The organism is Candidatus Bealeia paramacronuclearis, from assembly GCF_035607555.1.
Taxonomy (GTDB): Bacteria; Pseudomonadota; Alphaproteobacteria; order UBA9655; family UBA9655; genus Bealeia; species Bealeia paramacronuclearis.
The window spans coordinates 56,871-78,442 of sequence record NZ_JAVHWZ010000003.1 but is presented as its reverse complement, the minus strand read 5'-3'; the positions used below and the strand labels follow the sequence as shown (position 1 = coordinate 78,442).

The window sequence follows — 21,572 nt, the reverse complement described above, 5'->3', positions numbered from 1 at the left end:
AGAGAGAGGGTCAAGAAATTATGTTAAATCATCGAGAAGTCATTTCCAGAATTCCTTAAAAATTAAAATTTAATCAATTATTCTTAATCTATAAAAATGGAGACAGTAATGAAAAAGAAAATGATCAAAAAAATGTTAGCACTTTTAATGACAAGTGCAGCTTTGATAGCTTCGTTGAAAGCAGTTGATGATGAATATAAAATAAAGGGTTATCCTCCCGTTAAAATAAAAAATGTTGAATTGCCAGGAGAGATTTTTCAAAGAATAATTTTCTATATGGATTGGGAAACTCTCGAATCCCTGGCACTTATTGGGAAAACGTATAATTTTCATAGTCGAGAGCAACAAAATAAGATTGCCGCTCAAAAAATGATTGAGGTTTGGAATGTCAATGAAGATCCAAACAGATGGAATTTTAATTCCCCTGACTTAGCTGCTTTTGTTTGGAGCAATGAAGAAATTAAAAATATAAAAGAGAGAGCTTATGAAGGTGTTCAAAAAGAAAATGCGACTTTTTTAAGAGGGATGTACCGCATATTGGAAACTGGATTTCCTTTACATGTAATTGGGCAAAAAACAGGTATTTTACCCAAGGATAATTTGCAGAGAGAAAAATGTCAAAAGCTTCTGCTTTGTAGTCCTTTCTGGATGGCCAAGGCCAAAAACTTACATGAATTAAAAGAACGTTCAAAAATAAAACCCAATCATGATTTAAGTTTTTTTCTAAATCTTTGGGTTCCTGATGTCGAGCTCAAAGAGTTCATCGCACGAGCCCAAGTTATTAGTCAAAATATTAATATTTTGGCTAAAACTGATAAATTTAGTGATATCTCTACCTATAATTGGAAGCTCATAAACGCCATTTTGAATTTAGACGCGCAAACAAGTCTTGCACGTTTAAAAGTCATCCCTGAGTTTTTGGAGGCTTTTGGAAAACCAGAAGTTGATTGTTTTGCTTCACAGTTGTTGGAATTTACCTCTGAAAAATTGTCAGAAGGATTAGAGATTTTCAAAAAATCACCTGTTTTGAAATTTTTTGACAAACTACCCGTGCCTGACGAAAATCAGAGACAGATACCTTATCATACAAGTAATCTAAAATACTGGCTTTTCTTGGCTGTGATTCCGGGGAGCGCTGATCAAATTCAAGTTATCTCTAGTAAGTTTCAAAGCATTTATTTTCAAGTAGATGATAATTACCCTTTTATGGATTCGAGATGGTTTGATATTTTGAAAATATGGCTTGAACTGGATTCTCAGGAAATTTCAAATCGCATGAGTATTCTTGCACAATACAGGCACACCATTTTGTCAATTATCCCCCAAAATCCTGCTGCTCATTCATTGCGAATGAATATTTTAAAAGAATTGGCAAAATGTTCTGCTTCAAAAATTGAAGGTATTTTAAAGTTGCCTCAGGCTCAATCATTCAGCCTTGAAGAAGTGCAATCCTTGATCCATACTTGGCATGAGTGGCACAGTCAAAATGTGGAACTCAAAACCCAGAACGCTTCTGAAAAATAGAGGTGCCTTTATGTTAAGTCGTAACGGATTGGGTAATCCGGATTGATCATAACGTATTGTTGGGCGACCCTGCGATGAATATCCACCACAATGGGGGCGCGCATATTGGCGTAAATTTTGGCTTTGGGGCCTTCTTGCACAATCGAAATCACGAGGAGGAACAGGGCATCTTTAACAGGGCATCCCGTGGCCATAGCGGCTTCTTTTAAATCATTTTCTGAGATGAGTCCGATTTCTTCAGGCAAGGGCAGGGTCAAGAACGCTATATCCTCATTCTCTAAATTCTGAAGAAGGAAGAAGCCTTTATATTGCTTTTCAGGAAGGGCAATAAGGCTGAATTCTCTCGCATTATCAAATCCGGGAAGACCATGGACGAAATATATTTTTTTGTCATCCTGAGCTTCAATCTCCCCATACCGACTGGGATAAACACCCAACTCCGTCATGGGCAGTGTTGTATTTAGAATGATTAAATGTTTTTGAATTCCTTGATTCATTGTTTTTTGTACGATTTCACTTAAGACCATTTTTTTTCTCCTTTTTTAACGAATGCTGTTAATTAACGCTTTCATAGCGTCTCGAATTTCTGCATTAGCAATGAAGGCTCCTTGTATTTCTACAGACCTTTGTTGTATGGCCATTACGGCTTCCATAATCGATGCGTCTGCCAAACTGGAAATTTGGTTTTGTGCGTTGATTTGTGAGTTTGTCCAAGAGTCAATTCCAGTTTCGATAGTTTTTTGAGCATTTACGGTCAATGGTAATATTCCATCGCTCATGTCTTGGATTCCTTGATTGACAAGTTGCATTGCACTGGAAAGTCTAGCTTGATCTGGAGGTGGACCCATGGAGGCTGTATAGGCCATTTGAGCGCCTCGTAATAACATTTCAATTCCAGAAGAATTGGCTGTGATGGCTGTATCATTCAAACCTTGAAACCAAGTAAAATCGGGCGTGCTTCCTGTTGTTGGAGGGTTCACTAACAACGCCCGATTCGCAGGGGGCACGTTTAAAGCCGTACCTGAAAAAAGATAATCGCCATTATCGTTTCTAACATTGAGGGATTGAAAAATAGTCGTCAATTCCTGATTCATATTTTCTGTAAAGCTATTGTTCAGCCCATTGCCTCCAGAGTTGGCCTGAATGATTAATGTACTAATACGTGTGGCACTTTCAAGAATTTCATCTATAGAAGTTACACGTGTAGAGGCATCCACATCAATTTGTGTCAAAAGTTTAATTTTATGGTCCGCCCATTGTTTTTGAGCACTGTTAATCATAACCTCTTGTGCGGCATCTGGAGATTGAGAAAGGGTTTGGGCAATTTCTCCGCTTGAAACTTGCGTTTGTGCGTCTGTTAACTGAGAGTAAGCATTTAATGTACCTCTGAGATAAGCGGGGGGAAGTTGTGTATTTGTGATCATAATTTACCTCATGCAGCACGTGTTAATGAGAGAATAGAGCGCTTGGCTTCAAGAACCTGCGCCTGAGCTGTCATCAAAAAATTCATCAAAATTGTCACATCAGGAAGAGTCATTAATTCTTCTTCCGGATCAACTTTACTAAGGGCGTCATAATTGTCTTGAACAGCTTCGAGTTGGTGCGTTTGCGTCGTTTCTGCAGTTGCAAGATTTTCAGAAATACGTGCAATATTTCCAGAAACAACCGAGGAGTAACTATAAAAGGGTTGATTTGTCGCACTCAAAGATCCGACTGCAGGGAAATTAACAGATCTTGTTCTTAAAGGATCAACGCCTGAAATATTAAGTGAGGCATCTAAAACATAGAGTCCCGCGTTAGATACATCTCCAATGGAAGGACCAGGTGTTGTGCCGTCAGTAACAACTCCGGTATTCAAAGTTCCTTTGGGAAATAAAGACGGGTTCGTTTGAAATTTTGAACTCATCGTCACCACATTTGAAAGGCCCACATTTGTGCCTTCGGGATTAAAACCTGGTGCTGAAAACACGCTGTTAAACCCAAAATAATGAGAGATTCCTAAACACGAGTTACGCAGTTTGCAGGAGAAGAGAGAAGAGATAAGGTGAGAGGGAATATTTATTAAATGAGAAGAAATGATGTCTCGACACAAATGCACAAAATCACTTTATCGTTCATTTTTACAAGCCAGCAGTGTGCGCTATTCAGGGTTGGCACTTTCGGAGGTGTCACCGATTCCATTGTCGCATGACAGCGTCAATCGATGGTTGAGTTCTAGTGCATTGCGTCCGAGCGGAGTGTGGAATCTTACTCAATCTCTTATTAACAAGAAAGAACCTTGTTTTTTAGTATGTGACGATACAATTTTGGATAAAAATCGGAGCGAGAAGATAGAGCTTGTGCATTATCAGTATTCTGGGAATGCCCATGATGTTATTGCGGGGATAGGTCTTGTCAATTTGGTATGGCATGGCCTGAGGAGTCATGACTCTATTCCTGTTGATTATCGTATTTATGCACGAGTTACGCAGTTTGCAGGAGAAGAGAGAAGAGATAAGGTGAGAGGGAATATTTATTAAATGAGAAGAAATGATGTCTCGACACAAATGCACAAAATCACTTTATCGTTCATTTTTACAAGCCAGCAGTGTGCGCTATTCAGGGTTGGCACTTTCGGAGGTGTCACCGATTCCATTGTCGCATGACAGCGTCAATCGATGGTTGAGTTCTAGTGCATTGCGTCCGAGCGGAGTGTGGAATCTTACTCAATCTCTTATTAACAAGAAAGAACCTTGTTTTTTAGTATGTGACGATACAATTTTGGATAAAAATCGGAGCGAGAAGATAGAGCTTGTGCATTATCAGTATTCTGGGAATGCCCATGATGTTATTGCGGGGATAGGTCTTGTCAATTTGGTATGGCATGGCCTGAGGAGTCATGACTCTATCACGAGTTACGCAGTTTGCAGCAAAAGGGTGGGAATCTAAGCGAAAGACATGAGTTTTGTTATTTCTCTAGAGATATCATGCTTAATAACATCCCACTGCTGCTGATAAAAAGAGAAGCCTCCAGCAAGTCGTCTTTTAAATCTTTGAATCCAAGCCGAAATGGCAAGAAATATATGATTTCTTTGGGCTCGTCCCGTGCGAGACTGACAGCGTTCAAGACCGCATGTTTGCTTTAATTCCCGATGATAAACTTCGATTTTCCAACGCGATTTCATGACCAGTTCAATATGATCACGAGAGGGATTATCCCTATTGGTTCCGATATAATCCGTGCGACCGTTTTTGGCAACAAACCGGAAAACAGTAATCCATCCATATCCGCGTAAGTGAACTTTCAGTCCTTCATCTGGAATGTCCAGCTTTTCAAGAGTTTCTCCACGATTCACTTTCCTGTTTTTCTTCAACCCCATCACCCATGTCCAGCCTATGGATTCAATGGCCTTCAGATTATTCAAGCTCGAGTACCAAGCGTCTGCAACCACGTCATCCGGATTTATCCCTCTGTCTTGAGCCAGCTTTAACATTTCCCTGAAATGGTCATTCTTGCTTTTGCCATCGCTGGCTTTATCATAAATACGATAATCAACAGGAATAGAGTCATGACTCCTCAGGCCATGCCATACCAAATTGACAAGACCTATCCCCGCAATAACATCATGGGCATTCCCAGAATACTGATAATGCACAAGCTCTATCTTCTCGCTCCGATTTTTATCCAAAATTGTATCGTCACATACTAAAAAACAAGGTTCTTTCTTGTTAATAAGAGATTGAGTAAGATTCCACACTCCGCTCGGACGCAATGCACTAGAACTCAACCATCGATTGACGCTGTCATGCGACAATGGAATCGGTGACACCTCCGAAAGTGCCAACCCTGAATAGCGCACACTGCTGGCTTGTAAAAATGAACGATAAAGTGATTTTGTGCATTTGTGTCGAGACATCATTTCTTCTCATTTAATAAATATTCCCTCTCACCTTATCTCTTCTCTCTTCTCCTGCAAACTGCGTAACTCGTGCCAAAAACGGTCGCACGGATTATATCGGAACCAATAGGGATAATCCCTCTCGTGATCATATTGAACTGGTCATGAAATCGCGTTGGAAAATCGAAGTTTATCATCGGGAATTAAAGCAAACATGCGGTCTTGAACGCTGTCAGTCTCGCACGGGACGAGCCCAAAGAAATCATATATTTCTTGCCATTTCGGCTTGGATTCAAAGATTTAAAAGACGACTTGCTGGAGGCTTCTCTTTTTATCAGCAGCAGTGGGATGTTATTAAGCATGATATCTCTAGAGAAATAACAAAACTCATGTCTTTCGCTTAGATTCCCACCCTTTTGCTGCAAACTGCGTAACTCGTGCTAAATTTTTTCCTGTGGTTGTTTCAGATGCCGTTTGCACTCCGGTCAAAGAGACCATCGAAATTCCAAGGTTTGGATTGTTAGAATTGAGTTGAAGGCGATTGTTTGTGTCATACGCCGTTGTAAGTCCTGGAACCGTTGCAAATGCATTTCTCATGTCACCAATGGTATTAATATTTGCCATGTTAATATCGACGTGATTGGTAATAATATGCGTTGTCCTATCAATGAGTGCCACGCGAAGTGTACCTTGTCCTGTAAAAGGAGTTGTATCACCAGTGGGAGGAATAATACGTTCTCCCGTTAAAACACTATCCGGCGTATAAGCGGTTCCCTTGTTGGAAATAGCATTAAATTCAGTCATAAGCGTGGCTGTGAGGTTGTCAATGAGAGACTGAGCTTCGGGTAAAATCGTATCTCTGAGTTCTATAAGCCCACCTAAGCTGCCACGAGTTAGAGCATAAGTGACGTCATTTCCATCAGCATCTTTAATGCCCTGAAGGGTTCCTGTGCCGTTAATATTATAAAATTGTTGCGGCGTTAAAACATTTCCACCTTGAAAACTAATAGGTTCATTTTTTTGAAGCAATAAAGGAAAAGGCGAAGTAATATAGCTGGCTCCAGACTTTTGATCTTCAACTTTTAAAGGCAAATAGCTGGCCAGTTGTTCTATAATAGAATCATGCGGGTCCATTACGCGTGACACATCGTTCCCTAAACCAAAGATGCTGTTCAGTTGTGTGTTTGAATCGAAAAGATTCTGGAGAAGCGTATTTGTTTTTGTAACACCTGATGCGATGTCTTGCTCACATTGGGTTCGAAGCGTTTGAATACCATTGGTGACATCATTCAGCATAGAAGTGAGTTGAAGGAAAGAATCTTTCAAATCTGAAGGCGTTCTCGAGTTCGTGGGACTACTAACGAGAGCGTCAATTTTGCTAAAGACATCTGTAATTCGATTGCTGAGCGCTTTGTCATCGTTAAAGCGTCCCAAGAGATTAGAAAGTTGTGTTCCATAATTATTTTGAACTTCTGCTAAAGAAAGATCGCCTATGGCATCAAATCTCTGCTGCCGCATTACTGGATCAACGAGCCGTGCATATTTTTGAACAGATACAGAAGAATAGCCGCCCCCTGAAGTCGTGAGCGCAATGAGAGGATCTTTTTTTGTATAATCAGGACTCTGAGAGCTTCCCAAACGTTCAGCTTTGTTATTCAAAAGGCTTTTGGCAACGTTTGTTCCTGAAATCAGAAGACTGGATGCGTTATCTAGGGATGTAATGCCGGCCATTAAAACCTCCGATCGAGCGAGATCGCCCCAAAGGAATTGGAATAGGCGCGTGTTATCGGCTTGTAAAACGCCCCTGTGCGATTATAGGGCGCATTTTCTTTTAACTCTTTTTGGGCAATGTCCATCACGACTACCATGATTTTTTGGCATGTTTCATAAGCCGCGGTAATTGTGATTTCATTGAGAATTGAGATTTGGTGAAGTTCTTCGGCCTTATCCTCAAGGCGCTTTTTCTCAGAAGAACTGAGATTTTCTTTGAGAGAGGGATTCGATTTCATGATCGCAATGGCTTGCGCGTACTCATTCAAAAGTTCGCCTTTCTTATTTTGAAAAGTTACGGCTTCTTTATAATTTCGTTTTTGAATCAGGCGCGTTTCTTCTTTCACAATCGCAATAAGTGTATCTGTGAGATTTAAAACTTCTTGCACTTCTTGGGGTATTTTAGCTGTGAGACTTGTGTGCATTATAGCCTCCATTTTTTTGCATTTTCAGAAGGGACACCTTGAAATCTTGAACGAAAGATTCAAAGCCTTTGTCTTGTGCTAAGATCGCACCAATTTCAGTTTGGGAGAGAGATGATGTCAGACGACTGTAACCAGACGCCTGTCCGCTTTCTTCAAAATCATTTCCATCCCAAGATGTACTGATTCCACTGCGATCAAAAAGAGGGCCGTATATTTTTCCTAAAAAGACGGCCAAAAAATCTCGCGACTGTCTTTCCATTTTCTTATCATCTGGAGAAATAGTATCCAGGGCTTTGACATCTGTGGGTGCGATCATCGGTATCATCATTTCACCTCAATTTCGGCTTGAAGGGCGCCTGCAGACTTGATTGTCTCAAGGATCGTGATCATATCTCGAGGAGATACGCCCAGAGCATTGAGTCCATCAACGAGTTGTTGGAGTGTTGTTCCGCCATCAAGCACCACCATCTTTTTATTGGAGTCCTCTTTCACATCAATTCCTGTGCGCGCTACAATTTCTGTTGTTCCTCCAATCGAAAACGGATTGGGTTGGGAAACTTGAGGGGTTTCTGTAATCTTAATTGTGAGATTGCCATGAGATACGGCGACTTCACTAATGCGTACATTTTTACCCATAACAATGACGCCATTGGCTTCATCGATCACGACTTTAGCACCCAAATCTGGAGTAATCGGCATTTGCTCCACCTCTGTGATGAAGGCTACGGGATTTGCCGCAAATTTTGCAGGAATTTGTAGCTGAACTGTGGTTGGATCCAAAGCGTCAGCAACATGTCCAAATTTCACATTAACCGCATCGGCAATTCTTTTTGCAGTGGTAAAATCAGGATTAAAGAGGGAAAGCTTGAGACCATCCTGATTTTTAAGTTCAAATCCAATTTCTTTTTCGATAATAGCCCCATTGGGAATTTTTCCATTGGTGGGAACGCCCTTAGTAATAGAGGATCCAGAAGATCCACTGGCTTGAAAACTTCCCGTGGTAATGGGACCTTGAGCCACAGCATAAACGTCACCATCCGCACCCATAAGAGGCGTTACCAAAAGAGTTCCTCCTAAGAGATCTTTCGCGTCTCCCATTGCAGAGACACTAATATCAATGCGTGCGCCCTGGCGAGAAAAGGGGGGTAAATTTGCAGTCACCATGACAGCTGCCACATTCTTTGTTTTAAGATTGGCGAGCTGATCACGAATATTGACGCCCAATCGCTCAAGCATACTCACAAGACTTTCTCTCGTGAAAGGCGCATTCGTTAAACCATCACCTGTTCCATTAAGGCCCACCACAAGTCCATATCCTACCAATTGGTTGTCACGCACGCCCTCAAAGCTCACAATATCTTTAATCCTGGAGGAATGCGATGTTGAGTTTGAGGGGGCGCTAGAAAGGGAAGTTGACGACAACAAAACCATGAGACTTGCAAAAACTGTGAGCTGCAAGCTCGTCTTGAAATTCCTAGCCCTGTGCTGTGTCATTTTCATTGTCATGGTTTTAACCTTTCTCATGAGGAATCTATGCGAGAACCGTGCCAAAATGATTTTTGCGCAGGTTTTGTTCATAAAAAATGGGATTGAAGGAGGAGAGTGTCCGTGTTTTCAGAGGGGTAATGTGAGGTGAAGGCCGTTATTTCAAATCCTAGTCCAAGCTTTTCTTAATTCTTCTTCAAGGGGTGTAACTTTTTCTTGTGGTTCTTTTTTAGAAAGCGTGGATTGATGATGCTTCCATCCGTCCGTCCCCACAATCATATTAATGAGTTGTTGGGCTTCTTTTTCTTTTTTCTCTTCCAGCATTTTCAAAAATTTAGGTCCATGTTGTTTCATAAAATGCGCGTATTTCATTTCTAATGGACTGCTTTCATTAAATTTAAGGCGATGGATATCAAGCTCCTTATTTTGAGCCGCCCAATTGGAAAAAGCCTTGAGAAATTCCTCAGATACGGAAGTTTGAGAGTTCTTCTCTTTTCCTTTTGTCGTATGAAGGTTCCAGGCAAGTTTCAGTTTTTGTGTGAGTTTTTCAGAGGTTGTGTCCGTTGTCATCGATTTAAGGAGTTGAATAGATTTTAAAAAGAGATATTGATCGGCCACCTCAAAACCGTGTTGATTCATCAAGGTTGAGAAAATGCCAGGATGGCGGAATATTTTTAACTTTTCAAGAATCTCAAAAGGAGGAGTTTTTTTGGTGTCTTCCTCCTCAAGTTTTGAGTTTTTGAGTTCAAGTTTAGTGTCTTTGGGGGGTGCTTCCTCCTCCAGTTTTAAATTTTCAGTTTTGACGACTTTTTTTTCATCTTCCGTCTCATTTTTATCAAGTTTGACTTCCTCTTTTATAGGGGATTGTTTTGGGAAAATGTGTGCAGAAAGATCATCAAAAGGGGTTTGATATTTTTTGATGAGCTCATCAATGTCTTTGAACTCCAAAGGAAATGAGGAGTTCCAAGAATTGACTTCGGGGGGCAATATGTGACCTTTCAAGCTTTCAAAAACCTGAGAAGGGAAGAAGGTAATTTCCGACCGTGTGATTTCGGGTAATTCTTTTTCTTCCACAATTTCCCCTTCTATTTTAGGGCCTTCCATAATTTCGGGAGTTTCTTCTTTTGTCTCCTCTTTGGAATCACTTTCTTTCTTTTCAGATTTTTGATTTTTGGCCTGTTCCTTCTTTTGCCTTTCCTTTTCTTCTTTAATTTTGCGGCGTTCTTCCCGTTGTTGAGTTAATTGTTTTTGGAATTCATCTTCAAATACGCTTTCAATTAATTTGGCTTGCGCCAATTGAGTTCCCAGAATGAAACAGGGTGCTACAAAATCTGATTTTTCTTTTGTCAGCCAGTGTGCGGCAATAAATGAATGGATATTAAAAAGAGTGAGGTATCGTGTTTTAATGACTTGAAAGGTATCCAAATCCTCACCGATCATGGGAATACTTTTACGAATAAAATACTTTCCTAACTCATCACTATAGGCTTCTTGAAGTTTTTGGACACGTTTAGAGATTTCAACTATTTGATTTTTTCGAAATGCGGGATGGACAGAAGGCTGAACACCTTGAAAAAATGAGAGGTTTTTTAAAAAATCCCCCCAAATATCTTTGTCTGAAATTTGAAGCAAAAGGGCTTTTTGGTGAAGCTCTAAAATCTCTTTTTCAAGGGGCGTTGTTTGAATAACTTTGTTTTTTGAAGGAGCTTTCTTGGGATCTTCTTCGACTTGAAAAAGATGACCGATTTTTGATTTTGCGGTTTGAACTTGGGTATCTTTTTTAAGTCCCAGAGTTTCCACAAGGGTTTCAAATGTAGCGCCAAGAGGTGAGAATAGAAGGGTGGAGGCCAAAAGACTCTGGATCACGACACCCTTTAACTTCGATGTTTTAAAGGAGATTTTACGAAAACCACAACCTTCCATCTGCTTTTCTCCCCTATTGCAAATAGGACTCAAGGGTTAGCTTTCTTTGGGACGCATTCCAAATTGCATTCAATAAAGCTGCTTTCATTTTTGGATCAAGGTCGGGTTTGGCATCCACATCAAAAAACTGGCGGAGAAGAAGTACATCCTCGAATCGTTTTTCATTTTGAAAGAAGTTGGACGTTTTACGTTTGCTCCACCAAAATTTAACCAGCGATTCAGAACGCTTGAAATCCCTATGAATACTATAGGAACTGGTAGCAGCTTTATTGGCAAAAATGCCATTAAAACTAACCTTTTCGGGAAGAGGTCCCTTCAAAATTTTGTCGGCCTCTAAAATTTTATCCACGAACGGCTGGGTTTCTTTTTCATCAACCTGGATGTTTTGCATTTGTGATTTTGCCACAATTGGCTTTAATTGGTTTCCATATATTTTAATATCTGAAATGGCTTTACGATAACGCTCTGGTGTGAAATTCCAAATATTTTGGATCACCTCTAACTTTAATTTCCAATGGGGTTCATCACCCAATTGTGCCAAGAGATTTCCTTTGTTTTCAGAAGCCTCCTTAATTTGGGTTAAAAGATCTCGTGATTTTAAAAGCGACTGAAGAATGACTTTATCATCCTCTGTTTGTTGTAAAATACCCTGAATCCCTCCAAGAATACTATAAATTTTGACCGTAAGAGTATGGCGAAAAAGTACTTTTTGAGCTTGCTCATAAGGATGATCTTCCCACACCAACTTATGCAGTTTTTTTGATTCATCTGTATTTTGAGTGCCTTCCTTTTGTAATTTTTGGGAAGCCTCTTCCCAAATTTGAACGGCTTTTTGATCTTCTGGGGAAAGCTCTAGGGGCAAAGCTTTGATTTCAGGACTGCGACTCAAAAGCCAATCTTTTTGAATCTCATCTTCATAACCCTTGATACGCAGGAGAAGGCTTTTTGTAATTTCTTCAGTTTTTCTGTCTTCGGTTGCCAATTTCCACGTTACAAATTCAGGATGATTTGAAATCTCTAATTGCCCCATCACGCTGTAAATGCCAGTAATGATTTTTTCAAATCGTAATTTCTCTTCACTCGTAGCATTTGTGCCCTCAAATTCATCAAAAAACTCTCTATCGCCTTTAATAAAAAGATCCGTGTTTTTTTCATCAATATATTTGATCCAGCTACAAACTTCTTGAAATGCGTCGGTATTCCCCTTCAATGCGGTGTCATAAATTTTTTTGGCCTTCACGAGAATTTCGGCCAGACGCACATCAGCGGATTTTTTGAGATAACCCACGGATTCAGAATCCAACTTGCCATTATCGAGCACAAAGTGCATGGCCGCCACAAGATGAACATGTTGAAGGAGCCCATTAAAACCTGGTTGATTCGGAAGCTCTTCATTGGTTTTTAAACTGCGTCCCAAAACATGCTGTGCCCATTTTTGACGAAGTGAGCTTTCAGCCTCTTTAATTTTCTTTTGGATTTCTGGCAGTTTATCAAGATTAACCTGCAAGCCTCCCAAGACACGATAATTAATCTCGTTTATAAATTTTTGCCTTCCCTCCAATTGGAAGGCCTTGCTCAAAACGCGATTTGCCTCAATCTCCATCCCCAAATCCTGAAGGGGTTGAACTGCCCCTAATTTCACTGGGGAATTTGGTTTTGAAACATCATCATTGTCTCCCGACCATAAAACCGAAAAAGGGGTGTCGTAAAAAAATTTGAGATTTTGAAGTTCCTGATAGCTGTATTTGAAATTTTCTGGGACTTGAAACTCAGAAAATCCTTCCAGAAGATAAGAAGGCAGATTACTCAATTTTTTCCGTGTTAAAATGATTTCCTCAGGTTTTGTTTGATCCGTAATCTCAAAAAGTTGGCGCATCTCTGAGTCGTTTCCAAGATCATTCAGCGTCTTTAAAATGAGATCCATTTTTTTAACTTTCGCCAAGGCGTTCCATGTGGTTTCCATAGCCTCTTTATGGTGAGAATTGTATCCCACACGACGGAGAAAAAAGGGGCGTGCCATGATTTTTCGATCGGATTCAATAGCAGAAAAATTGCGTTTGATCCAAAGGGCAAGCTGACCCAATTGATTCACCTCTTGCGAGGAGAGTTTTTTTGTCTTATCCGAATAATCACGCACAACCTTGGCGGACATTTGATAAAATCCAAAAACTTTTTCAATCTGATTTCCAAAACCGGTGAGCGCTTCTCCATCTTGATCTTCTTGATGACCACAAGAAATGGAAGTTTCCACTTTTAAAATTTGGCGCAGAAAACTTTGGGAGGTTTCATGTTTGATATCTGATGTCACTTTTTCGATTTTCAATGCGGATTCAAAGGCAGAATCCAAATCTTTGGCACCTTTTAATCTCTCCTGTACCGTCTTTGGTGCGTTATTCCATTCGTTTTCAATGCCCACATTTTTGAACTCGTCAAAGCCGATAGAAAATGCTGAAAACGAAAATGAAACTGAAAACACAGACCCTAAAACAAGCGCACGAAAAGACACATGAGATTTCATAAATACCTCCTTGAGATTTAATTTATTATATTTTTTTAATGGGTTAATTCAGAACACAAGCTCTTAAGGCTGTCAAGCGAGGAAAGAGAGAATCACATTAAACATTAAAAAATGTGTGTGGGGGGTGTGGGATAAGCCTCGTCTTTTTTACGTTTTCTTCTTGGCCACAAAGACAATTCGACGTGCGTTGGTTTGCGTAATCTCAAAAACGACGTTGGCACTTTTTCCTAAAAGCGAAAGCAAATAAGGCTGAATTGTGCGCGGTGTAAGATCTTTTAAAGGCGCTTCCCCCAAAAGCGCTGATTTTCCATCAGGCGATACCGTAATATGATCGCCCTCAAGTTCGATTTCTGCACATAAATGATGTTCTTGAGGGACTTTAATTTTGAGCTCGCCTCCGCGAGGGGCACATTCATTAATCCATAAAACAATATTTAAAAGAAGGCGTCCCCATTGTGGAATATTGAGATTGGGCTCAAAAGGCTCTTCCCAAGAAAAAGTGAGTTTGCTGGGGGTGAAAAATCTCTCCACATGGCGTTTAACATCTCCCAAGGCAATTCCGCCACCGCTACTACCAAAAGCAGCTCGATAAAAACTCAATCGAGAAGACGCGGCAATCGCACTTTGGCGAATGAGATTTAAAATTTCTTCGCTGTCCCCTGACTTTCCACCCGCGTGCTCATCAAAAAGTTCAAGGCCTGTGTTAATAGCGCCCACCGGTGTGATGAGGTCGTGACATAAGCGAGAGCAAAGAAGTTCGGCAAAAATTAATTTTTCATCCCGCATATGAAATCACTCCCTAAAATTTTAGCTTATTGTTAACTTTTATAATTTATAGTATTAAAAATAGATGGGTTTGTGGAGACAAATCTGAAACAATCTACTAAGTGTTGGAAAAAAATGAAAACATATCAAAAAATCATTCTCGCAGCTGTCGTCGCCGGAGCCGGCTTTGGTGCCTTCCAATATTTCTTTGTGCATAAAAAAACCATGGATCTCCCTCAAAAAGAAGCTGTTCCTGTGGAGGTGACCATTGCCAAAACAGCAACAATTACCAATCGGGTAAAGTCTTCAGGGATTTTAACGGCTAATCAATCCGTCTCCATCCGACCCGAAGTAAGTGGTCAGATTGCAGAAATTCTTTTTGAAGAAGGGCAAGAAGTAAAAAAAGGAGCGCCACTTTATAAAATTAGCGATGCACTTTATAAAGCTAAAGTGAAGGAAGCCGAAGCTCAAGTTGCACTTTCCCGTGAGGAATATCGCAGGGCTACGTCTTTGCTTGAGAAAAAATTTGGCACTCTTCAAAATCGAGATAAAGCTTTAGCAACCCTTCAAGTCAACGAAGCCCAGCTTGATGAAGCTAAAATCAAATTGGAAGATACTATCATCAAAGCTCCTTTTGAGGGGGTGATGGGAATCAGCAATGTGAGTGTAGGTGCCCTTGTCTCAGAACAAACGGAACTTGTGAATTTGGTTGATTTAACCCCCATTAATGTGGACTTCAACGTTCCCGAATCTTTGCTGGGAAAAATCAAACCTGGTGATGTCGTCGATGCGACTATTGCGGATTATGATATTTTGCCCATGGATGCAACCATCAAAGCTCTGGCTCCTGAGGTTGATCCAGCAACGCATACCATTAAAATCAGGGCTACTTTACCTAATACGGATTTGAAATTACGTCCCGGTCTTTATGCCCACATGAGTATTGCTGCAGGAGAAATTAAAAACGCAGTGTTAATTCCAGAAACTGCAATTGAGCTTGAAGATGGGGAACCCGTTGTTTTTGTAGTTATGGATAAGATTGCCATCCGCACTGTGGTCAGCACGGGCATGAAAGACGGAAAAATGGTTGAAGTCACGAATGGGCTCAAAGAAGGTGATACTATTGTGATTAATGGCCAGTTCCGACTTCATGATGGTGATGAGGTTGCTGTCATGGAAGAACAAAAAAAGTAAATACTCATATAAGGGATATATTTTCTCATGCGTTTCGTTGAACTCTTAATTCGAAGGCCCGTTCTTGCAACTGTGATGAGCATCATCATCGTGATGGTTGGTGCTGTGAGCTATACTTATCTTCCTGTCAGGCAATTCCCTGAAGTTGACAAACCACTCATTAGCGTGAGAACGCAACTGGAAGGTGCAAGTCCTCAGATCGTTGAGCAGCAACTCACTCGCCCGCTTGAAGAAGCCTTAGGAGGGCTTCAAGGGCTTGAGTATATGACGTCCAGAAGTGGTCCTGATGAAAGCGTTATTAAACTTAATTTTCGCATTGATCGGGATATGGATGCAGCTGCAGCCGACGTGAGGGATCGCTTGAGCCGGGTACGCAATACACTTCCCGATGAAGCGCAAGACCCTGAAATTAAAAAAGCCGATGCTGATGCTGCCCCTACTATGTTTTTGGCGCTTGTGAGTGAACGGAAAACCGTCAGTGAATTGGCCGATTATGCGAACCGCTTTTTGAAAAGTGAACTTGAAACTTTAAAAGGTGTTTCAAGCGTTGAAATTTATGGTGGCGGAAATATCGAGATGCATTTGGTGCTCGATCCTGTGCGCTTGAATGCGTATAAAATCACAGCAACAGATATTGCTGGGGCCCTTAAAAAGCAAAATATTAAAAAACCTGCTGGACGTCTTAAAGGTGAAGAACGCGAGTATCAGCTCACAACAACGGCCAGTTTGAAAACTCAAGATGAATTTAACAATCTCATTATAGCCGATCGGGAGGGCAAATTAATTCGTCTTAAAGACGTGGGGCACGCTGAACTTAATTCTGAAGATACCCGCTTTATCTCTCGTTTTAACGGTCAAAATGCGGTGGGTATTGGCATTATTAAACAATCCACGGCCAATCCTTTAGAAATTGCAAAAGAGCTTTACACGCGTATTGATGAAATTCGGGCCTCATTGCCGGCGAGTATTAAATTAGAGGTCTCATCTGATAATACTGTCTTTATTCAACGGTCCGTAGATGAAGTTTACTCTGCAATTTGGGAAGCCTCCATTTTGGTAATTCTCGTTGTCTTTTTCTTCCTCCATTCTATCCGAGCATCTTTAATTCCACTTGTGACCATTCCGATTTCGTTGATTGGAGCCTTTGCACTCATGTATGCATTTGGATTTTCTATTAATCTTTTGACTCTTTTGGCTCTTGTGCTTGCCATTGGACTTGTGGTCGATGATGCCATTGTAGTTGTTGAAAACGTCTATCGCTATATCGAAAAAGGCTTAACGCCTATGGAAGCGGCCATTAAAGGCACCAAAGAAATCAGCTTTGCCGTTGTGGCCATGACCCTAACTTTGGCGGCTGTTTATGCACCTGTAGCTCTTTCAACCGGCATGACCGGAAAACTCTTTACTGAATTTTCGATTACCTTGGCCGGAGCCGTTCTCGTTTCGGGATTTATCGCACTCACGCTGTCACCCATGATGTGCTCACGCTTATTGGTAGGAGAAGATCATCCTGGGTTAGGAACATCAAAACTCGCGAGTTATTTTAATAAGTTTGCAACGTTTATGACGCGTATTTTAGATGCTTTAGATAATGGGTATGCTAGTGCACTGAAGTCCGTTCTTCACTTCCGTCTTTATGCTGTGATAGGTGCACTTGTGATTGCAGGATCAGGCGCCTATATTGGAAAATACCAACTTGAAAAAGAGCTCGCGCCCCGGGAAGATCAAGGTACAATTCGTTCGAGCATGTTGGCCCCTGCAGGCGCCACTCTTAAAGCTATTGATCGCCATGCGACAAAAGCCGACCAGATTCTCTCAACCGCCCCAGAGATTATGAAACGTATGATGGTCATTCAAGTGGGAGAAGATTCCTACTCTATGAACACGTTGGTGCCTTGGGAAGATCGCACGAAAAAATGTTCTGAAATTGCTAAAGAATTAAAACCTGAACTCGCTAAAATTCCAGGGCTTCAGATTAGCGTTTACTGTCCTAGCAAATCTCTTGTTTCAGGCTCCTCGGGCGAAGATCTTAGTTTTGTGATTCAAACCTCTCGCAGTTATGACGACCTCATGCATCAAATGCAGCGGATATGGGCTGCAATGGGACAGCATCCTGGTATTGAAGCTTCGAGCATTCAGCCTGATGTTGGGGCGCCTGTGCAGGATTACAAAGCCAAAATTAATATCGATAAAGCCGCAACTTTAGGTGTTGATCCTGAAAATATAGCACAAACTTTAGATACACTCATTGGAGGACGAAAATCCACGAACTTTGAGCGGGAAAATAAACAGTATCCTGTGCGTGTGTGGGTGGGTGAAAATTTCCGCAAAGGGCCTCAAGATGTGCTGGCCATGTATGTTCGGGGCAGTCGCGATAATAAGGAAACCTATGTTCCCTTGTCGGATCTTATCGAAGTAATTAGCCGGGAGTCCACCCCTGAGGTTAATCACTTTGATGGGCTTCGTGCGGTCACATTAGATGCTCGACTCAAAGAAGGTTATGGTTTGGGGCAGGTTTTGACGGATGTGGAAGCAGTCGCAAAAAGGATATTGCCTGATGGTTATTTCACAACAGTCAGCGGGGGAACGCGTGATTATATTAAAGAAAGCTATACCCTATATATGATTTTTGGCCTTGCGCTGGCCTTCATTTTCTTAGTGATGGCGGCTCAATTTGAAAGCTTTGTGGATCCTCTCATTATTATCTTGAGTGTTCCTTTATCCCTTGCCGGCGCTGTTCTAACATTATGGCTCACGCCTACAGGTACACTCAATATTTATAGCCAGATTGGTCTTGTGACATTGATTGGACTTATTACAAAGCACGGTATTTTAATTATCGATTTTGCCAACAAACTCCAAGATGAGGGGATGAGACCCTTTGAAGCCGTTATGGAAGCAGCGCGTTTGCGCTTACGTCCTATTCTTATGACAACTTTTGCGATGGTTTTGGGTGCCATTCCTTTGGCTTTGGCCTCAGGTCCAGGCGCTGAAACCCGCGAGCAAATTGGTTGGGTCATTGTGGGCGGTATGAGCTTTGGAACCCTTTTCACACTCTTCTTGATTCCTGCGGTTTATACTTATCTCAGCCGTCGAAAAAAAGTGGAAGACGTTCACGGGTAAATCTGGTCTATTATATCTCTTTGCTGGATGATTGAGCCCCCACTAGATCTTCGAAAATGATCGTGCTAACGTCAGCCCAGATTTAATGAACGAGGATTGAATACGAATGTCAGATTATAATCTTATTGTGATTGGGGGTGGACCCGGCGGATATGTGGCGGCCATTCGAGCGAGTCAATTGGGATTGAAAGTTGCCCTTGTTGAAAAAGCCCACATGGGCGGAATTTGTCTCAATTGGGGATGTATTCCCACAAAAGCCCTTTTGCGGTGTTCAGAGATTCATCATCTTTTGAATCATCTCGATGATTATGGATTTAAGGCAGAAAAAGTTAGTTTTGATTTTCAAAAAATCATCGAACGCTCCCGCGGAGTGGCCACCCAACTTTCCAATGGCATTCGCCATTTGATGAAGAAAAACAAAATTGATGTGATTGATGGCGAAGCCAAAGTTGACGGAAAATCTAGAGAACAACACCAAGTTAAAGTTGGAGATAAAATCTATAAAGCCAAAAATGTGATTTTAGCAACTGGTGCGCGTCCCCGCATTTTTCCAGGCCTTGAGCCCGATCATAAATTGGTCTGGACTTATAAAGAGGCGATGATTCCAGAAACTTTGCCGAAATCCCTACTCGTTATTGGTACCGGCGCTATAGGTGTAGAGTTCGCAAGCTTTTATAAAACTATGGGGTCTCAGGTCACCTTGGTGGAAGTCTTGGATCGTATTTTGCCCGTAGAAGATCCTGAGATTAGTGAACTTGCGAAAAAGGCTTTTGAAAAGCAAGGTATTAAAATTCACACTAGCACCAAAGTTGCAAATCTCAAAAAAGGAAAAGATACTGTTACCGCAACTTTTGAACGGGCTGGAAAATCTCATGAAGAAAATTTTGATCGTGTGATTGTGGCCGTGGGCGTCGTTGGGAATACAGAAAATCTGGGTCTTGAGAAAACAAAAGTGAAGGTTGAGAAAAACCAGATTATTACGAATGAATGGTGTGAGACGAATGAGCCTGGAATTTACGCCATTGGGGATGTGACTTCAGCGCCATGGCTTGCCCATAAGGCGAGCCATGAAGGCGTTTTGTGTGTGGAGAAAATGGCTGGACACCACTCCGCACATCCGTTGACTAAAATGAACATTCCAGGATGTACATACAGCCTTCCTCAAATTGCAAGCATAGGTCTCACCGAACACAAAGCCAAAGAACTGGGATATACAATTCAAGTGGGCCGTTTTCCCTTCATGGGCAATGGAAAAGCCATTGCCATGGGGGAGCCTGAGGGCTTAGTCAAAACTATTTTTGACGCCAAAACTGGAGAGCTTTTAGGTGCTCATATGATTGGTGCAGAAGTGACCGAAATGATCCAAGGATTTACCATCGCCAAAACTCTGGAAGCGACCGAAGAAGACCTCATCCAAACCGTTTTCCCACATCCAACATTATCTGAAATGATGCATGAGTCGGTTTTAAGCGCTTACGGGCGTGCGCTCCATATTTAAGAAGGATTGGTTTTGTGACGACATCTCCTCAAACCCCTTTGAAAAAGCCAGATTGGATTCGGGTCAAAGCGCCCGTATCTAAGGCGTATCAAGAAACACGAGATTTAATTCGTGAGAAAAAACTCAACACTGTGTGTGAAGAAGCGGCCTGCCCCAACATTGGGGAATGCTGGGCAAAAAAACACGCCACTGTGATGATTTTGGGCGAGGTGTGCACACGTGCGTGCCGTTTTTGTAATATTAAAACGGGCCGTCCGGATCTTCTCGATCCCCATGAGCCCCAGCGCGTCGCTGAGGCTGTGGCGCAAATGGGGCTTCATCATGTGGTCATTACTTCCGTTGATCGAGACGATCTTGAGGATGGTGGCGCCAACCATTTTGCCGAGGTCATTCGCAATATCAGGGCGTCATCACCGGGCACTACCATCGAAGTTTTAACACCTGATTTTTTGCGGAAAGACGGGGCCCTTGAGATCGTGGTGGAGGCGCGGCCTGATGTTTACAACCACAACCTTGAGACAGTTCCAAGGCTTTATTCGACAGTGAGGCCTGGAGCGCGCTATTTCCACTCCTTGTGGCTTTTAAAGCGCGTCAAAGAACTTGATCCTACGATTTTCACAAAGTCTGGAATTATGGTGGGATTGGGGGAGGAAAAGCAGGAAGTTTATCAAGTCATGGATGATCTACGCGCAGCTGATGTTGATTTTATGACCATCGGTCAATATCTTCAGCCCACACCCAAACATCACCATGTCGATAGGTTTGTCAGGCCTGATGAATTCCATAGTTATTCAGAAATGGGAAAAGGTAAAGGATTTTTGGTTATGGCGGCCTCCCCTTTGACGCGATCCTCTTATCACGCAGGCGATGATTTTAAAAGGCTTCAAGCAGCAAGATTGGGCAATTAAAGTTCTGAAACCTTGAGGGGATCTCGCGTGCTTTTGCGACCCCTCTTGTCATAAGAGTGATGAGTTCATAAAAAATTAAAGGAGAGCTTTCTTGAACATCAGAACGATTTTTCCATGATCCAACGTCAGGAATCCCACATTCTACCTTATCCTTTTCAAAATCTTTATGATCTGGTCTTAGATGTTGAGAAATATCCTGAATTTTTGCCCTGGTGTTTGGCGTGTAAAATTCGCGAAAAAGGGGATGATTTTTTCGTGGCCGATTTGGCAGTAGGTTACAAATTCTTCCGAGAAACATTTAGATCCCGCGTGGAGTTTGAGATCAATCAAAAAATCTCTGTGGAATATCTGTCTGGGCCCTTTCAGTATCTGAAAAACGAATGGGGTTTTACCCCCCTTAGTCCCACTGAAACGCAAGTGGATTTTATGATTGATTTTGAGTTTAAAAACAGATTTCTTCAAAAAACCATTCAGCCCCTTTTTGATGCGGCCTTTTTAAAAATGTTTGATGCCTTTTCAGAGCGTGCGAAAAACATATAATACCATTTCCGTGATATCAAC

At 41.5% G+C, this 21,572-nt stretch carries 17 protein-coding genes and 3 pseudogenes; 9 read left to right on the top strand and 11 right to left on the bottom strand.

All coding sequences use genetic code 11. The features are described from left to right. Positions 1 to 108 precede the first annotated feature (108 nt). A complete protein-coding gene (locus Bealeia2_RS08625) occupies positions 109 to 1,524 on the top strand; it encodes a hypothetical protein (protein ID WP_331256640.1) in 1,416 nt (471 codons plus the stop codon). Between the two features lie 8 nt (positions 1,525 to 1,532). Here the strand turns inward: Bealeia2_RS08625 and fliW are convergent, their stop codons facing one another. Genes fliW through Bealeia2_RS08610 form a run of 3 tightly spaced genes read right to left on the bottom strand, consistent with a single transcriptional unit; the run spans position 1,533 to position 3,493 of the window. Then, positions 1,533 to 2,051, bottom strand: coding sequence for a flagellar assembly protein FliW (gene fliW, locus Bealeia2_RS08620; RefSeq protein ID WP_331256639.1), 519 nt, complete (start codon positions 2,049 to 2,051; stop codon positions 1,533 to 1,535). A gap of 15 nt (positions 2,052 to 2,066) precedes the next feature. After that, positions 2,067 to 2,948, bottom strand: coding sequence for a hypothetical protein (locus tag Bealeia2_RS08615; RefSeq protein ID WP_331256638.1), 882 nt, complete (start codon positions 2,946 to 2,948; stop codon positions 2,067 to 2,069). A gap of 8 nt (positions 2,949 to 2,956) precedes the next feature. Beyond that, entirely contained in the window at positions 2,957 to 3,493 is a 537-nt protein-coding gene (locus tag Bealeia2_RS08610; protein ID WP_331256637.1) for a hypothetical protein, read from the bottom strand. Between the two features lie 106 nt (positions 3,494 to 3,599). On the opposite strand from Bealeia2_RS08610, the pseudogene Bealeia2_RS10625 reads away from it, so the two are divergent. Both Bealeia2_RS10625 and Bealeia2_RS10680 read left to right on the top strand, forming a co-directional pair. Continuing rightward, a pseudogene (locus Bealeia2_RS10625) lies at positions 3,600 to 4,028 on the top strand (IS701 family transposase); the annotation flags it as partial. A gap of 25 nt (positions 4,029 to 4,053) precedes the next feature. After that, positions 4,054 to 4,386, top strand: a pseudogene (locus Bealeia2_RS10680) (IS701 family transposase); the annotation flags it as partial. A 62-nt stretch (positions 4,387 to 4,448) separates the two neighbouring features. Here the strand turns inward: Bealeia2_RS10680 and Bealeia2_RS08595 are convergent. Further along, a complete protein-coding gene (locus Bealeia2_RS08595) occupies positions 4,449 to 5,420 on the bottom strand; it encodes an IS701 family transposase (protein WP_422388038.1) in 972 nt (323 codons plus the stop codon). Positions 5,421 to 5,494: 74 nt separating this feature from the next. On the opposite strand from Bealeia2_RS08595, the pseudogene Bealeia2_RS08590 reads away from it, so the two are divergent. Then, positions 5,495 to 5,806 (top strand): annotated as a pseudogene (locus Bealeia2_RS08590) (transposase); the annotation flags it as partial. On the opposite strand, the gene Bealeia2_RS08585 reads toward Bealeia2_RS08590, so the two are convergent. From Bealeia2_RS08585 to Bealeia2_RS08555, 7 genes are all read right to left on the bottom strand, one after another. Continuing rightward, positions 5,790 to 7,133, bottom strand: a complete 1,344-nt coding sequence (locus tag Bealeia2_RS08585; protein ID WP_331256636.1) for a FlgK family flagellar hook-associated protein — start codon at positions 7,131 to 7,133, stop codon at positions 5,790 to 5,792. The pseudogene Bealeia2_RS08590 and the gene Bealeia2_RS08585 overlap by 17 nt on opposite strands. Continuing rightward, positions 7,133 to 7,597 (bottom strand): hypothetical protein, encoded by a 465-nt coding sequence (locus Bealeia2_RS08580; RefSeq protein ID WP_331256635.1) that lies wholly within the window; start codon positions 7,595 to 7,597, stop codon positions 7,133 to 7,135. The genes Bealeia2_RS08585 and Bealeia2_RS08580 overlap by 1 nt, the downstream gene beginning before the upstream one ends. Then, positions 7,575 to 7,925 (bottom strand): hypothetical protein, encoded by a 351-nt coding sequence (locus Bealeia2_RS08575; protein WP_331256634.1) that lies wholly within the window; start codon positions 7,923 to 7,925, stop codon positions 7,575 to 7,577. Before Bealeia2_RS08575 ends, Bealeia2_RS08580 begins: the two co-directional genes overlap by 23 nt. Then, complete coding sequence (locus Bealeia2_RS08570) at positions 7,922 to 9,091, bottom strand: flagellar basal body P-ring protein FlgI (protein ID WP_414437882.1); 1,170 nt, start codon at positions 9,089 to 9,091, stop codon at positions 7,922 to 7,924. Before Bealeia2_RS08570 ends, Bealeia2_RS08575 begins: the two co-directional genes overlap by 4 nt. Positions 9,092 to 9,244: 153 nt before the next feature. Next, positions 9,245 to 11,005 (bottom strand): hypothetical protein, encoded by a 1,761-nt coding sequence (locus Bealeia2_RS08565; RefSeq protein WP_331256633.1) that lies wholly within the window; start codon positions 11,003 to 11,005, stop codon positions 9,245 to 9,247. Positions 11,006 to 11,018: 13 nt separating this feature from the next. Then, the gene (locus tag Bealeia2_RS08560) at positions 11,019 to 13,523 is read right to left on the bottom strand and encodes a hypothetical protein (protein ID WP_331256632.1); all 2,505 of its coding nucleotides are present in this window, start codon (positions 13,521 to 13,523) and stop codon (positions 11,019 to 11,021) included. Between the two features lie 147 nt (positions 13,524 to 13,670). Continuing rightward, entirely contained in the window at positions 13,671 to 14,309 is a 639-nt protein-coding gene (locus tag Bealeia2_RS08555; protein ID WP_331256631.1) for a histidine phosphotransferase family protein, read from the bottom strand. Positions 14,310 to 14,423: 114 nt separating this feature from the next. On the opposite strand from Bealeia2_RS08555, the gene Bealeia2_RS08550 reads away from it, so the two are divergent. The 5 genes from Bealeia2_RS08550 to Bealeia2_RS08530 all read left to right on the top strand — a co-directional run bounded on the left by Bealeia2_RS08550 (position 14,424) and on the right by Bealeia2_RS08530 (position 21,551). Next, a complete protein-coding gene (locus tag Bealeia2_RS08550; RefSeq protein WP_331256630.1) occupies positions 14,424 to 15,482 on the top strand; it encodes an efflux RND transporter periplasmic adaptor subunit in 1,059 nt (352 codons plus the stop codon). Positions 15,483 to 15,509: 27 nt separating this feature from the next. Continuing rightward, on the top strand, positions 15,510 to 18,605 hold the full coding sequence (locus Bealeia2_RS08545; protein ID WP_331256629.1) for an efflux RND transporter permease subunit: 3,096 nt from the start codon (positions 15,510 to 15,512) through the stop codon (positions 18,603 to 18,605). Positions 18,606 to 18,711: 106 nt separating this feature from the next. Continuing rightward, positions 18,712 to 20,103, top strand: a complete 1,392-nt coding sequence (gene lpdA / locus Bealeia2_RS08540; protein WP_331256628.1) for a dihydrolipoyl dehydrogenase — start codon at positions 18,712 to 18,714, stop codon at positions 20,101 to 20,103. Between the two features lie 14 nt (positions 20,104 to 20,117). After that, positions 20,118 to 21,011: a lipoyl synthase gene (gene lipA, locus Bealeia2_RS08535; RefSeq protein WP_331256627.1), complete on the top strand. Its 894-nt coding sequence runs from the start codon at positions 20,118 to 20,120 to the stop codon at positions 21,009 to 21,011. Positions 21,012 to 21,125: 114 nt separating this feature from the next. Then, positions 21,126 to 21,551: a type II toxin-antitoxin system RatA family toxin gene (locus Bealeia2_RS08530; RefSeq protein WP_331256626.1), complete on the top strand. Its 426-nt coding sequence runs from the start codon at positions 21,126 to 21,128 to the stop codon at positions 21,549 to 21,551. Positions 21,552 to 21,572: the final 21 nt, after the last annotated feature.